Below are 13,527 nucleotides of genomic sequence, written 5' to 3'. Positions count from 1 at the left end.
ATCGAATCTTTACAAATAAATCATTGCCTGTAGGGTAAGCGTGCCCAGTTTATCATCACCAAAGCTTTCATGTCTATATTCTAGGGTAAGCTTGGAATTATGTCCGCTAAAGTAGGTGTTTGCCCCAATACCAAATATAGTCCTATTATTTTCAAAAGCATCATAGGTGTTCACCGCATAGGATGCGTAAGGTTGAAATCTTGTTTTTAGAACCGATCCAGGCAACAAGTAACCTAGATGTCCATAAGCCATATTTCCGGTGCCGTAAGCTAAAAAGAAGTAATCTTCACCATAGTCGTTATATTGGTATGTGGCGTAGGCGGTAATGGCACTTCCGTCATTCCCCCAGGGTGCATCATAAAAAGCATCTACAGCAAAAATCCTGACATCCTCGGGTTCAAGTATACCGTCCACGTCTGCTCGCACAGAACCTGAAGGATGGGCAAAAAAACCGGCACCAACATTAAAAATACGTTTTCCTCCTAAATAGGTACCTACTTTATAGGGTAAAACATCGGATTCCATATCAAATAAACTGTACTCAAAGTATCCCGAGAAAACCTTACCGGATTCGGCCGAACCCAACAACCGCTTCCCGGCATACACCGCACTTCCCCCGTTTTGGGGATCCCTATCATCCAAACCGTTCGTGATGGCATCATTTAAGGCCACCCTATATTGTAGTTTGCCCAAACTTCCCTTGGCATAAATACCCAAATGACGACCGAACTGATCGGATAGTCCCACGGTGGACCAGGATTGCCTGTTGTTGTCCAAGGTCATGATATTCAAGGTACTTTGATTGTTGAGCCTCGAAATACCGTTGAAATAATGAAGTCCAGCTCCCACCGAATGCCTTTTCCCCAAATTGTACTGTGCCCAGACCCCGTGAAAAAAGAGTTCGGAGGCATCGGATAATCCGGTTGGACTCATGGAGTTACTGTTTAAGTTATTAAGACCGAAATGGGTGAGGATCAAGAATTTTTCATTGATCTGGGAGAACATTAGTATCCGGGCCCGTGCCAAGTTAAAGTTAGTCTGTTCCTGTTCATCCGGTACTTGATCATTATGTATGGCCTGTACCTGCGCCCAAGAAATAATCCTAAGGTACTTTTTGCCATTTTCATCAAACGCGATATTAAGTCCCCCTTCATAATCCGGGGATCCTTGGGAAAAAGTGAAAGAAAATGTTCCAAAAACAATAAGGCAGATTAAAAATCTATACGTCATTGGTCAAGTCGGTGATATGTTTTAGATGGCGATTTATTAGCGTTAGAACACCGTACAATCTATGATACAATTCACAAAAAACCTAAAAAAATTCCCTATAATGAAGGGCTGTGCAATTCAAACTCTTTAGGTGTTTTATGTCTCTTATTGTCAATTGTTTATATATACTTTGAATGACCAAAGGTATGGCTGGACTGAACGGATAAAATCGAATATTGATGATTGTTGTGTGGAAACGCAAAGCAAGGACCTCTAAAACGTTCAAAATTTTAATTGGGCATGTATAGTACACCACCCGAAGAATCCCGCATGGCTCCGGTAACCGAACCCAATACGTTTGCTTCATTTCGTAATCGCAGCACACCCATGAGTGAAAAGACTAGGGCTTCCTTGAATTCAACAAGCTTTTTTGGAGGTATCACAACTTTGATATCATGACCCAATTGAACTTGCAATTCTTCCATAAAAAACGTATTCAAGGCGCCTCCACCGGTTACGAAAAGGGTATTGTCTTTTTTCGTTTTATTGACATGTATCTGATTTGCGATTTGATGGCAATTATGGTGAATGGCTGTATGCAAAAGATTCTCAATGCTATCTTCGGTGGCGTCTATTATCGGGACTATTTCTTCTATAAACCATTCATAACCCGTGGATTTGGGATACGGGAGCTGGTAGTATTCCAGGGCATTGAGCTTTTGAAGCATCCCAGGGTTAACTGCCCCTGCTCTAGCCATTTCACCCTCGGCATCGTAATTTAATCCAATTTTCTGGGTGACATGGTTTAAAACCATGTTTGCCTGACCAATATCATAAGCTATGCGCTCTCCATTTTTTTCAAAGGAAATGTTACTAATGCCTCCCAAGTTCAGGCAAAAATCATATTGGCCGAAGAAAAGTCGGTCACCTATAGGAACAAGGGGAGCTCCTTGACCACCAATGGACACGTCATTGGTTCGAAAATCGCAAATGACCTTATGGCCACTGGCATTGGCCAAATGCTGCCCGGAACCGATTTGAAAGGTCAGCCCTATTTCCGGCCTGTGATGGGTAGTATGACCATGACTGGCGATGGCATCAATATCCAGATTAAACTCATTTATAAACGATTGGGCCTGTTCTCCCAACCAAGTACCATACCCATTGTGCAGTACCAAGAGTTCTTCCGCGGGGAGATGAATGGAATCCTTAAGTTTGGATTTCATTTCCGGAGTATAGGAAATGCTCTGGGTCTCCCTGATTTCGAATTTCCAACGATCTTCTTGCTGCCAGATATGGCAATGGGCCAGGTCAAGCCCATCCAAGGAGGTTCCCGACATGAGACCTACTATTCTGTGAATTTTCATATTATTTCATCCAAATGGGATTGGTTTGCGATTTATGATCGTATCCAATAATTTCTTTATACAACTCCGGCCTTCTGGCGTTTTTATACCTCCATCCACCGGATAACTTTATCTTTTCCTTAGTTATTTTGGATATGGTTATGTCATCATCGAAGGACTTTATTTCGGATAGTACGTCACCATAGGGGTCAATGATCATCGAATTTCCGTTCTTTAGATGCTCGCCGTCATAACCAATGGGATTACTAAAAGCATAATAGACCCCATTGTCATAGGCCCGCGCTGGTAACCATCGCATCAACCATTGCCTACCTTTGGGACCATCAAATTCCAAACGCAAGGATACCGGGTCATCTTTCCTATTCTTCCAATATTTATGCTCAACATAACCTCTTCCCGGCATGGATGAAGGTGTACAACCGGTTACATGGGGTGCAAAGATGAGTTCGGCACCCAAGAGCGAGGTAGCCCTAACATTTTCGATTACGTTGTTATCGTAACAGATCAAGATTCCGCATTTCCATCCCAACAAATCGAACACGACATATTGATTGCCCGGCGACATATATGGGCTGATAAAGGGATGGAGTTTTCGATATTTGGCGATTACGCCGTCCTTGGTGACACAGATGTACGTATTATAGATTTTACCGTTTTCCTTTTCGACCAATCCGGCCAATAGGGGAATATCGTGATTTTTGGAAATTTGGATCAGCTTACGTGTACTTTCCCCATTGGGTATTTCCTCGGCCAATGCATTTATTTCATCAGGGGTGAGGTCTTTGGTAAACGTATAGGCCGTAACCGACATTTCATGAAAGCTTATCACATCGGCTTTCCTTGATTTTGCTTTTTGGGTCAACTCCTTGATGACGGATAAATTATGGGTCTTATCTCCATCTTTAGGTTGAAATTGGGCTACGGCCAGGTTCATTTTTGAAATTCTTTATGGGTTATGGGCATGCTACCTTTGGACTCTAGATTACCCAAAAAATGTTGTGCCGCAACTTCTTGAAACACCTCAAAATCTTGGTAGGCCATTACTATGGCATTTGCATTTTCGCAATCAATATGGTTTAGAACATAGGGATTCCCAAAAACATATAGTATGGTATTCTTAGTGGCTATTAGCTCGTTTATAAATTCCAACTCTTCCCTTGACAGTCCGAATTGGTTAGCGGGTTTTATTTGAGGAGGAAATAAGGCCAAAAGGATATTTTTTTCAGTCTCGATAGATGCAGTATGATTAATTCCGCCTGATTTTGGAAAAGTGAAGTAATCGAATCTTTTGCTTTTATGGATAGCCTCAAAAAACAAATTGTCGGTTGAACGGGATATTTCAACCCCCAAAAAATCATCTGCATTGAATTCTGCTATTTTAGATTCCGTTCCTTTGAACAGGGTCAAGCTTTGCTTAGCTAATTTTGTGTTCAGTCCAATGCTGTTCCCAAGGGTTGAACTTGACTCCGTTCCTTGGACTCCCAGAACCTTCTTTTTAAGTATCCAAATACGTTCAAAACTTTCCTCGATTTGATTGTGGGTAGCATTCTTTAGAATGGTCTCGATGCCCTCTTTTGGATGTTCGGCAAAACATAGGATATCATTACCTGCATCAAAGGCCAGCCATTCCAATTCCCCTTTTTTAGGGTAGTTTTTGGAAACGGCATGCATGTTCAACGCGTCCGAGATAACGATACCTTGAAACCCCATTTCTTCCCGAAGCAATCCTTTAATGATGTCCTTGGATATGCTTGAGGAAATATGCTTGCCGTGGGCCAATGTGGGAACTGAAAGGTGACCGACCATTACGGAATCCACGCCCTCATCAATTAGTTTTTGAAAGGGATATAATTCATTTTCAAGGAGTTCTTGCTTTGACTTATCTATTAACGGAAGTCCCAAATGGGAATCCGTGGCAGTATCGCCATGACCCGGAAAATGCTTTATACTGGTAAGTACACCCTCGCTCTGTGAGCCTTTTATAAAGGCCATGGCCTTTTGTAAGACCGAATCCTTGTTCTCCCCAAAAGAGCGATACCCAATTACGGGATTATCCGGATTGTTGTTGATGTCCGCTACCGGAGCCAAATTCCAGTGAATACCCGCTGCCTTGCAATCCCGGGCTATATTTCGTCCCACCTCAAAAATCAGGTCGTTATTATCCTGAATGGCACCCAACGTAATGGCATAGGGGTATTGGGGGGTATCCTCTATCCGCATGGCCAGCCCCCATTCGGCATCAATGGCAATAAGCAAGGGATATTTTGCCGCCTTTTGATAACGATCGATCAATTGCTTCAGCGTATCAAAACTATCTTTATTGTAGATGACTTCTTTCTTGCCCTCATAATTGGTCGCCGCACTGGCACGGCTATGGAAAAAACAAATCCCGCCGATGTTATGCTCCGTAATGAGTCTTTCCAATTTTTGAATTTCAACTTCCGTATCGTTTATAAAAGCTGCCGGCATAAAAAGCTGACCGATTTTTTCGATTTGTGAAAGTTGCCCCCAAGCCCATTTATGGATGTCCGTCTTACTCATTTTCTGTCGTTTTTTTGCCGTAATCGGGAGGGTACTTGAGATAACGTAGTAGAAATAGAGCGGGCAAAGCTGCAATGACTACCCAAATAAAGAAACCACTATAGCCCAACCAACTTTGCATATAACCGCTTAACATCCCCGGCAGCATCATGCCCAATGCCATAAACCCCGTAGCAATGGCATAATGGGAGGTTTTGGATTTTCCCTCGGCAATGTAGATGAGGTACATAAGGAAGGCCGCAAAGCCAAATCCATAACCGAATTTCTCAAAAACCACGGTCGCTGTGACGGCAACTATATGATCGGTATTGGTAAAGGCCAAGATAGCATATAATATGTTCGGAATGTTCAGGGAAAGCACCATAGGGAGCATCCATTTCTTTAAGCCATCGCGTGAGATAAGGATTCCGCCTAAAATTCCACCTGCCGAAAGCATTATTACACCCACAGTTCCAAAAATGGTTCCCAATAGTTCCGTGGAATATCCCAAACCTCCCTTTTCAGGAGGATCCAGTAAGAACGGGGCGGCCATTTTTACCAATTGCGACTCTCCCAAACGATAGGTGAGTATAAAGGCCAAAGCGATACCGATATTCGGTTTTTTAAAAAAGGATATGAAAACTTCCAAAAAACCTTTGGGTTTGTCCAAGGTTATTGAGGAAGAAGATTCGTATTTTGGAGTAATCAGAAAATTCGAAACGGTCAAAGCTAGCATCAGAAAGGCAGTGGCCGTCATGGTAATGCTCCACGCCTTGGTGTTGTCCCCATAATGGTTTTCCAAAAAACCGGCCAGAATCACGATTAGTCCTTCGCCAGTAACCATGGCCAACCTGTAAAAAGTGCTTCGTATACCTACAAAAAAGGATTGTTTTTTTTCACTGAGGCCTATCATATAATAACCATCCGAGGCGATGTCATTGGTCGCGGAGGCAAAGGCCGCCATCCAAAAACAGGCCAAGGTGGTTACAAAGAACAAATTGGTGGGCAAACTTAGCCCTACGCCCAAAAGCGCCAATGCAATGACCAGTTGCATGCCTAAAAACCAATTTCGCTTGGTACTCTTTAGGTCAACGAATGGGCTCCATAAAGGTTTTATCACCCACGGCAAATACAATAAGCTGGTATACAGACCGATGTCATCATTGCTGATGCCCAGTTTCTTATACATGATTACCGATACAGTTACCACTATGACGTAGGGAAGGCCTTGGGTAAAATATAAAAAGGGTACCCAGGCCCAGGCCCGTTTATCTTTTTGGATCATCTTGGTCAGTTTGGTCTAAATGTATGACAATCGGCTCGCTTTCCCTACCGAATTTGTCAAGAAAAGTGAGCGCAATATGTTTCTTTCCCTGTGCCAGTTCCTTGTCGATTTCTATTCGGTCTTTGGTGCCCACATAAATCCTCGTCAACATTTTTTTTATAGGATACTCCGATCTTACTTTTTTACCCGAAGCATAACATAACACATATGGGTATGTTTCCGAGTTATTAAGATTTAGTAGGATGGTATCCTTGCCATTGTAAATTGATATAACTGGGATTTCCTCTTTTTTGGGGAATTGTGCCAAAGGCGAGGTTGGCGTAAGCGCATCCGAGGCATAGTATTTTTTCTTGAGGTAATCTACTACATCCCGGTTATTTTGCATTAGACTTTTAGCACTGAAAAATACATTTCCTGAAACGACATCATCTTTCCGGGCCAGCTTCAACTGACTGGGTAGCTCTTTCTTCCGATTCCACGCGGAATCACTGTTATTTCGGATTTTATAGGCTCCATTTCCAATGTACAGGTTTGTATTTTGCGTGTTTTGGGACCACCAATCCACTATCTTACGATGTGATGCTACCGGTAGATCCATACTCCAATACACTTGGGGAACCAGATAGTCTATCCAGCCTTCTTCCATCCAGAGCAATGGATCTGCATACAGGTCTTCGTAGGTGGTCTGTCCGGCCTTGGTATCCGATCCTTGGGGGTCGGTCGATTTGTTTTTCCAAACCCCAAAGGGACTTACACCAAATTGCACCCAAGGTTTTTTGGATTTTATGGACAGGTGCACATTTTTTATGAGGGAATCCACATTGCTCCGGCGCCAATCTTCCAGTGACTGATTCTCAAGGTGATTGGAGGCATAGGACAGCGAATCATTAAATACTTCATCTTTGATTTTATAGGGATAAAAATAATCGTCAAAATGAATGGCGTCAATCTCATAATTCACAACTATTTCTTCCATAAGAGATACTAGATGCTTGCGCACTTGAGGTAATCCGGGGTCATAATAGTACTTTTTGCCATAGCGTATCATCCATTCCGGATGTAGATAGTAATCATGGATGGGACTTAGGATTTCGGTGTTAAGGTCAAAAGTGGCACGGTACGGATTGAGCCATGCATGGAATTCCATTCCCCGCTTATGGGTCTCACCGATCATCCATTCCAATATGTCCGTATTAGGAGCTTTGCCTTCCTTGCCGGTCAAAAAGCGGGACCAGGGCGCGCTCCTTGATTCATAAAAAGCATCACCGGCCGCCCTGATTTGTACAATGGCCGCATTGAAGGACATATCCTCGTAGAAATCCAAAATGTCCAGATAATCCGCTTTTTGTTTTTCCAGGGCATCCTCACCGCTTTTGGGCCAGTCTATATTGACCACGGTGGCGACCCAAAAACCACGAAACTCCCTTTTGGATTGGGGGATGGGATTGAAGATACTACAGGATGTTGCTAATAGTGGAATTAGAAGAAAGTATATTTTTCCAGGCATTATGGTCTTTCACAAGATTTTAATTAATGAAATCGCCATTCCGAGGTAATAGGGACTTCTTTACATGTTTAGCTGTTTGTAGAAATCCCAGACTATACTCGGAATGACAAAAATAATGGGCTTAATGTGAATAGGCCCTGCCCTAATCCAACTTATATCGAACAAAAGCCTCCATGGCAGCATAATCCGCCAGACCCAAAGCGTTATATTTTGCTGCTGTATCTTTGTTGCGTTCTTCCGCACGCATCCAGAACTCCCTAGAATCCTCGCCTTGGAACATGACACCATCCTTCTGGGATTGATGGCAAAATATGGCGTTACGCTTCCGAAGCACCTGATCCGGGCTCATGGGAACGGCCATCTCTATTTGGTCCACGTCCCATTCGTGCCAAGCACCACGATATAGCCACAACCAACAATCTTTCATGAAAGGCTCCGATTTTAGCCTTTCCATGGCCTCAAAAACTGCATCCAAGCAAACTTTATGTGTGCCATGTGGATCGGCCAAATCTCCAGCAGCATACATCTGGTGTGGCTCTACGGTCTTTATGATTTCCATCATTATTTCGATATCCTCATCGGACAAACTCTTCTTTTTGATGGTTCCCGTCTCATAGAAAGGCAAGTCCAAAAAGTGGACATTGGAGTCATCCAGGCCTAAATAACGAGTAGCTGCATAGGATTCGCCCCTTCTGATGTTACCTTTCAATTTTCTAACCTCTAAAGAGTCGACACTGCTTTCTTTTTTGGACTTGATGGAGTCGATAATGGTTTGTACCGCTTCGGAGGGGGATATTCTTTTGGAAATCTCGGCATATCGCAAGGCATCCTTATCGGAAACCGCAATGTTCCCGGAGGTTTGATAGGCTACATGCACTTCATGGCCCTGATCTATCAATCGGTCAAAGGTTCCGCCCATGGAAATCACGTCGTCATCAGGATGTGGGCTAAAGATGATGACCCTTTTTTTGGCAGGTATGGCACGTTCGGGCCTTTTGGTATCATCGGCATCGGGTTTACCTCCTGGCCAGCCGGTAATCGTGTGTTGAAGTCGGTTGAACATGCGTATGTTGAGGTCATAGGAATCCTCTTGGGCCAATAGGCCGGACATGCCGTTATCATTGTAGTCCTTGTCCGTTAGGTGAAGGATTGATTTCCCAGTCTTGCTGCACAACCAGACTACTGCCTTAGCGGTGAGGTCATCTGTCCAATCCAATGACTCATCTACCAGCCAAGGTGTCTTATTCCTGGTGAGTTCACTGCCTGCAGCTCGATCCAATACGAACGTACAGTTCCCGTGTTCTTGTAAGTAGGTTGCTGGAACATGGGAGGATATTTCTCCTTCAATAGTATTTTTTACAATACCAGCCTTGTTTTGTCCCCAGGCTAAAAGCACTATTCTTCGTGCATTTCTAACTGTGGCAATTCCCATGGTAATGGCTTTTCGGGGCACATTATCAATACCCAGAAATGCGGGGGCCGCATCCACTCGCGTAATATGGTCCAAGGTAATTACCCGGGTACCGGAATTATAGTGCGAGCCCGGTTCGTTAAAACCTATGTGACCCGTTCGGCCTATTCCAAGTAACTGGAAATCGATACCTCCGGCATCTTTTATTTTCTGTTCATAGGCTAAACAGTATTCCTTGGTTCTTTCCGACGATATCATCCCATCCGGAATATTGATGTTTTTCGGTAATATATCCACATGGTCAAACAATTGTTCGTGCATAAAATGGAAATAACTTTGCCTATTTTCCTTGTCCATAGGCAAATACTCGTCCAAGTTGAAGGTAATTACATTTTTAAAGCTCAAGCCTTCTTCCCTATGCATCCTGACCAGTTCATCGTAAACACGGATTGGAGAGGATCCCGTTGCAAGACCCAATACACAGGCTTTTCCTTTGGATTGCTTTCTTCGAATCAACTCGGCAATTTCCTCCGCTACATTGGCGGAAGCTTCATCGGAGCTCTCAAAAATTACGTTGTGGATTCTTTCAAAACGTGTTTCCTCAAACTGACCCGCTGGTTTATAGGATATATCCTTTTTATTGATTTCTATCATGGTTTTAGCTAATTTTTCAAGTCCATTTATTTGCGATTGTTTTTGCTTTCCATTGTTGTATCGTGGTCGATGTTCCCTAGTGATATTTGCATTGCCGCAAAGGTAATAAATAAAATATATGTATGCGGTATTTTGCAATTTTTTTTGCTGTTTTTTGCTATAATTAATATTATTTAATACTTTTTTTACAGTTTTTTAATATCAAAAACCTTTAAAAACAGTAAAAAACGGCATATTGTTTTATTTCTTATCTTTGCCGTAAAATGTAATCGTACCTGCTTTTTTATGCTAAAAGAGGAAAGACAACGGACTATATTGAATGAGGTGGAATTGCACAACAGGGTGCAATTGACCGATATAGCTGAAATTTTGGATGTTTCCATCGATACGGTACGAAGGGACGTTAAGGAACTTGATGCTGAAAACAAGTTGAGAAAAGTCCATGGGGGAGCTGTTTCCCTAGGATTTATTGGTAGCAGTACCCGAAGTGCAAATGTCTATGCGCTCGATCGTAAAATCAAAATTGCTGAGAAGGCAGTAACCCTGCTAAAGGACGGGGGTGTCATTTTTATTGATGGGGGAACCACTTGTATGGAATTGGCCAGATTGATACCGGCCAAACTCCAACTCACCTGTTTTACCTTAAGCCTACCCGTGGCCATGGAGCTGATTTCCAAACCAAACACCACGGTTATTTTTATTGGTGGTGAAATTTCCAAAGATGGCCAAATCTCAGTTGGATCCAGTACAATTCATAATCTATCGGAGATTCGGGTGGATTATAGTTTTATCGGAACCGGCTATGTCGATTCCCAATATGGACTGACAGAATTTGATTGGGACATTGTCCAAGTCAAAAAAGCAGTGATTAAGTCTTCAAAAAAAACGGTACTTTTGTCCATTTCCGAAAAGTTAAATTCTCAACATCGCTATAAAACATGCGATATCAACGCTATTGATACCATGATTACGGAACTGGATCCCGAAAACAATCTTTTGAACCTTTTTAGAAACCACGATTTACGTATACTTTAAACCATGGAGTACAAAAAAATTACGGAGACCCCTTCGAACTATGACCATTTGGAACAAATGGATACAACATCCATCCTGACCCATATGAACAAAGAAGATCAAAAAGTAGCCGAAGCAGTCGCTTTAGCCATTCCTCAGATAACCAAGTTGGTAGATGAATTGGCCGCTAGATTTTTAGAGGGGGGAAGGCTTTTTTATATCGGTGCGGGAACTAGTGGTAGATTGGGAATTTTGGACGCTTCTGAGATTCCGCCTACCTATGGAATGCCACATACACGGGTCATTGGTCTAATGGCCGGGGGAGACGTTGCCATACGAAAATCGGTAGAGCATGCCGAAGACGATACCCAACAAGCCTGGAAAGATCTCATGGCCTTTGATATGAACGAAAATGACGTTGTGGTAGGTATCGCTGCATCTGGCACTACGCCTTATGTAATTGGGGGTATCCTGGATGCGAAGTCCAATGGTCTTTTAACAGCAGGAATCACCAACAATCCAGGTTCACCTTTGGCCGTGGAAGCGGATATTCCCATTGAAATTAATGTAGGCCCCGAATTCGTAACAGGAAGTACACGAATGAAAAGCGGTACATCCCAAAAACTGGCCCTGAATATGATTTCGACCGCACTTATGATAAAAATTGGCCGGGTAAAGGGGAACAAGATGGTGAATATGCAACTTAGCAACACTAAATTAGTTGATAGGGGTACACGTTACGTATCCGAAGGGTTGGGCGTGGACTATGATGAAGCTAAAAAATTGCTTGAAAAATACGGTTCCGTTAAGAAAGCATTGGAAGCGGAAAGCTGATGTAGAGATTTCCCAGAAGGGCGTAGAGTTATACTCGACCTCGAGGATTGCACTGAATTAGTTTTCCAAAATCGATTCAACTACCTTGGTAGTAACCATTTCATCCGAGGTATTTCCCCATGAATTCAGAACAAAGTTCATGACGTCCGCAATTTCCTCGTCTTCCAGTCCCATTGGCGGCATAGTGTTATTGTACATAACCCCATTGACCATTAGTTCACCCTGTTGTCCATATTTAATACCACGGATGCTTTCTTCCCGATAGGTCAATAAATAGTCCGAACCGGCCAAGGGCGGAAAAGTGTTGGCAACACCCTCGCCCGATCCTTGGTGGCAAGTGATGCAAAAATCCTGGTAGATTTCGCTTCCACGCCGCATACTTTCTTCCAATTCCTTATCTTGAAACAAAAACAGGAAAAGGCCAGTGATGCCGGCAAAATACATGAAAAGAAAGGTTTTCAAGAAAATGAGGGATATGATTTCATAGGCCTAAAGAGTATTTTGGGAAAATAAGGATATCAACTGCCTTTCGGTACCAATTTATAAATTCCCTTGCCCTCAACGGAAACGTATATCAACCCGTCCGGCCCTTCTTTTACATCCCGGACACGGCCTATATCCGCCATTAACTTTTCTCGATTTACTACCTTGTTACCATTGAGTTCCAATCGCTCCAAATATTGAAAGGCCAAGGAACCGACCAATATGCTCCCTTTCCAACTTCCATAGTTGTCCGTGCTAACAAAGGCCATACCACTTGGCCCTATGCTGGGTACCCAATAATGTAAGGGTTGTTCCATCCCTTCCATTTCGGTCTTATCCGTAATTGGGGTACCACTATAGTTTATGCCATAGGTTATTACGGGCCATCCATAATTGGCCCCTTTTTTCAGCGTATTGATCTCATCGCCACCTTTTGGCCCATGCTCGTTATCCCATATTTGACCTGTTTCGGGATGCTTGGCCAAACCTTGGGGGTTTCGATGACCATAGCTAAAAACAGCCGTTTTGGCACCGTTGTTATTTACAAAGGGATTGTCAACGGGAATACTGCCATCATCCTTTAAGCGATAAATTTTACCCCCATCCCGCTTAATATCTTGTGGATTTACGTCGCGATTGCCCCGATCACCTACCGAAAAATAAAGATAGCCTTCATTGTCAAATACGATACGCGAACCGAAATGTTGTCCTTTTGTTGTATTTGGAACCGCTTTGTACAATAATTCAATATCCGTTAATGCATTGTTGGTCAGTTTGGCCCGGATCAATGCGGTATTTCCTCCTTTATCACCGCCTTCTTCGGAGGAATAGGTGATATAGAGCCATCCGTTATCCTCATAGTCTGGATGGGGTTCTATATCAAGAAGTCCACCTTGACCTCTTTGGTATACCTTGGGAACATTACCGATTTCCGTCTTTTTCCCATCCTTGAAGTGAATCACTTCACCGGATTTTTCGGTCACTAACATACTTCCATCAGGAAGAAAGGCCATGCCCCATGGAATCTGTAGTCCATCGATTAAAAGCTCGGCCGTAAAGGGAATTTCCGAAGGATCATTTACCTGATTTTCAGCATCCTGAGCACAAGAAAAATTGAGCGTTACAACGATTAAATACAGGCATACAATACTATTTTTCATAATTTCACGTTAGAAAGAAATATTAATAAGGTATCAATTTTGTCTAAAGATAAATAGAAAATATAAGTTTAAACAATTACACT

The 13,527-nt window shown here is 42.8% G+C and carries 11 protein-coding genes; 2 read left to right on the top strand and 9 right to left on the bottom strand.

What is annotated here, in order from left to right; all coding sequences use genetic code 11:
* Positions 1-9 precede the first annotated feature (9 nt).
* The 7 genes from ACO06Y_RS19510 to nagB all read right to left on the bottom strand — a co-directional run bounded on the left by ACO06Y_RS19510 (position 10) and on the right by nagB (position 9,953).
* On the bottom strand, positions 10-1,230 hold the full coding sequence (locus ACO06Y_RS19510) for a hypothetical protein (RefSeq protein ID WP_422080716.1): 1,221 nt from the start codon (positions 1,228-1,230) through the stop codon (positions 10-12).
* Positions 1,231-1,499: 269 nt separating this feature from the next.
* Positions 1,500-2,576, bottom strand: a complete 1,077-nt coding sequence (locus tag ACO06Y_RS19505; protein WP_422080715.1) for an anhydro-N-acetylmuramic acid kinase — start codon at positions 2,574-2,576, stop codon at positions 1,500-1,502.
* A gap of 1 nt (position 2,577) precedes the next feature.
* Positions 2,578-3,510 carry a nitrilase family protein gene (locus tag ACO06Y_RS19500; protein WP_422080714.1) on the bottom strand — a complete coding sequence of 311 codons (933 nt, stop codon included), beginning with the start codon at positions 3,508-3,510 and terminating at the stop codon, positions 2,578-2,580.
* Positions 3,507-5,117 carry a glycoside hydrolase family 3 protein gene (locus tag ACO06Y_RS19495; protein WP_422080713.1) on the bottom strand — a complete coding sequence of 537 codons (1,611 nt, stop codon included), beginning with the start codon at positions 5,115-5,117 and terminating at the stop codon, positions 3,507-3,509. The genes ACO06Y_RS19500 and ACO06Y_RS19495 overlap by 4 nt, the downstream gene beginning before the upstream one ends.
* Positions 5,110-6,381 (bottom strand): AmpG family muropeptide MFS transporter, encoded by a 1,272-nt coding sequence (locus tag ACO06Y_RS19490; RefSeq protein ID WP_422080712.1) that lies wholly within the window; start codon positions 6,379-6,381, stop codon positions 5,110-5,112. The genes ACO06Y_RS19495 and ACO06Y_RS19490 overlap by 8 nt, the downstream gene beginning before the upstream one ends.
* Positions 6,365-7,888 carry a glycoside hydrolase family 10 protein gene (locus ACO06Y_RS19485; RefSeq protein ID WP_422080711.1) on the bottom strand — a complete coding sequence of 508 codons (1,524 nt, stop codon included), beginning with the start codon at positions 7,886-7,888 and terminating at the stop codon, positions 6,365-6,367. The genes ACO06Y_RS19490 and ACO06Y_RS19485 overlap by 17 nt, the downstream gene beginning before the upstream one ends.
* A gap of 142 nt (positions 7,889-8,030) precedes the next feature.
* Positions 8,031-9,953 carry a glucosamine-6-phosphate deaminase gene (gene nagB, locus ACO06Y_RS19480; protein ID WP_422080710.1) on the bottom strand — a complete coding sequence of 641 codons (1,923 nt, stop codon included), beginning with the start codon at positions 9,951-9,953 and terminating at the stop codon, positions 8,031-8,033.
* A 285-nt stretch (positions 9,954-10,238) separates the two neighbouring features.
* Here nagB and ACO06Y_RS19475 point away from each other — a divergent pair, with 285 nt between their 5' ends.
* Positions 10,239-10,988 (top strand): DeoR/GlpR family DNA-binding transcription regulator, encoded by a 750-nt coding sequence (locus tag ACO06Y_RS19475; RefSeq protein ID WP_422080709.1) that lies wholly within the window; start codon positions 10,239-10,241, stop codon positions 10,986-10,988.
* 3 nt (positions 10,989-10,991) lie between these two features.
* Positions 10,992-11,801, top strand: coding sequence for an N-acetylmuramic acid 6-phosphate etherase (locus ACO06Y_RS19470; RefSeq protein ID WP_422080708.1), 810 nt, complete (start codon positions 10,992-10,994; stop codon positions 11,799-11,801).
* A 57-nt stretch (positions 11,802-11,858) separates the two neighbouring features.
* Here the strand turns inward: ACO06Y_RS19470 and ACO06Y_RS19465 are convergent, their stop codons facing one another.
* Together ACO06Y_RS19465 and ACO06Y_RS19460 are read right to left on the bottom strand one after the other, a co-directional pair.
* Complete coding sequence (locus ACO06Y_RS19465) at positions 11,859-12,263, bottom strand: c-type cytochrome (protein ID WP_422080707.1); 405 nt, start codon at positions 12,261-12,263, stop codon at positions 11,859-11,861.
* A gap of 56 nt (positions 12,264-12,319) precedes the next feature.
* Positions 12,320-13,444, bottom strand: a complete 1,125-nt coding sequence (locus tag ACO06Y_RS19460) for a PQQ-dependent sugar dehydrogenase (protein WP_422080706.1) — start codon at positions 13,442-13,444, stop codon at positions 12,320-12,322.
* Between the last annotated feature and the right edge of the window lie 83 nt (positions 13,445-13,527).

Source organism: Ulvibacterium sp. (assembly GCF_965228935.1).
GTDB lineage: Bacteria > Bacteroidota > Bacteroidia > Flavobacteriales > Flavobacteriaceae > Ulvibacterium.
Note: the sequence above shows the minus strand (reverse complement) of the source record. Positions and strands in the feature narration are given on the sequence as shown.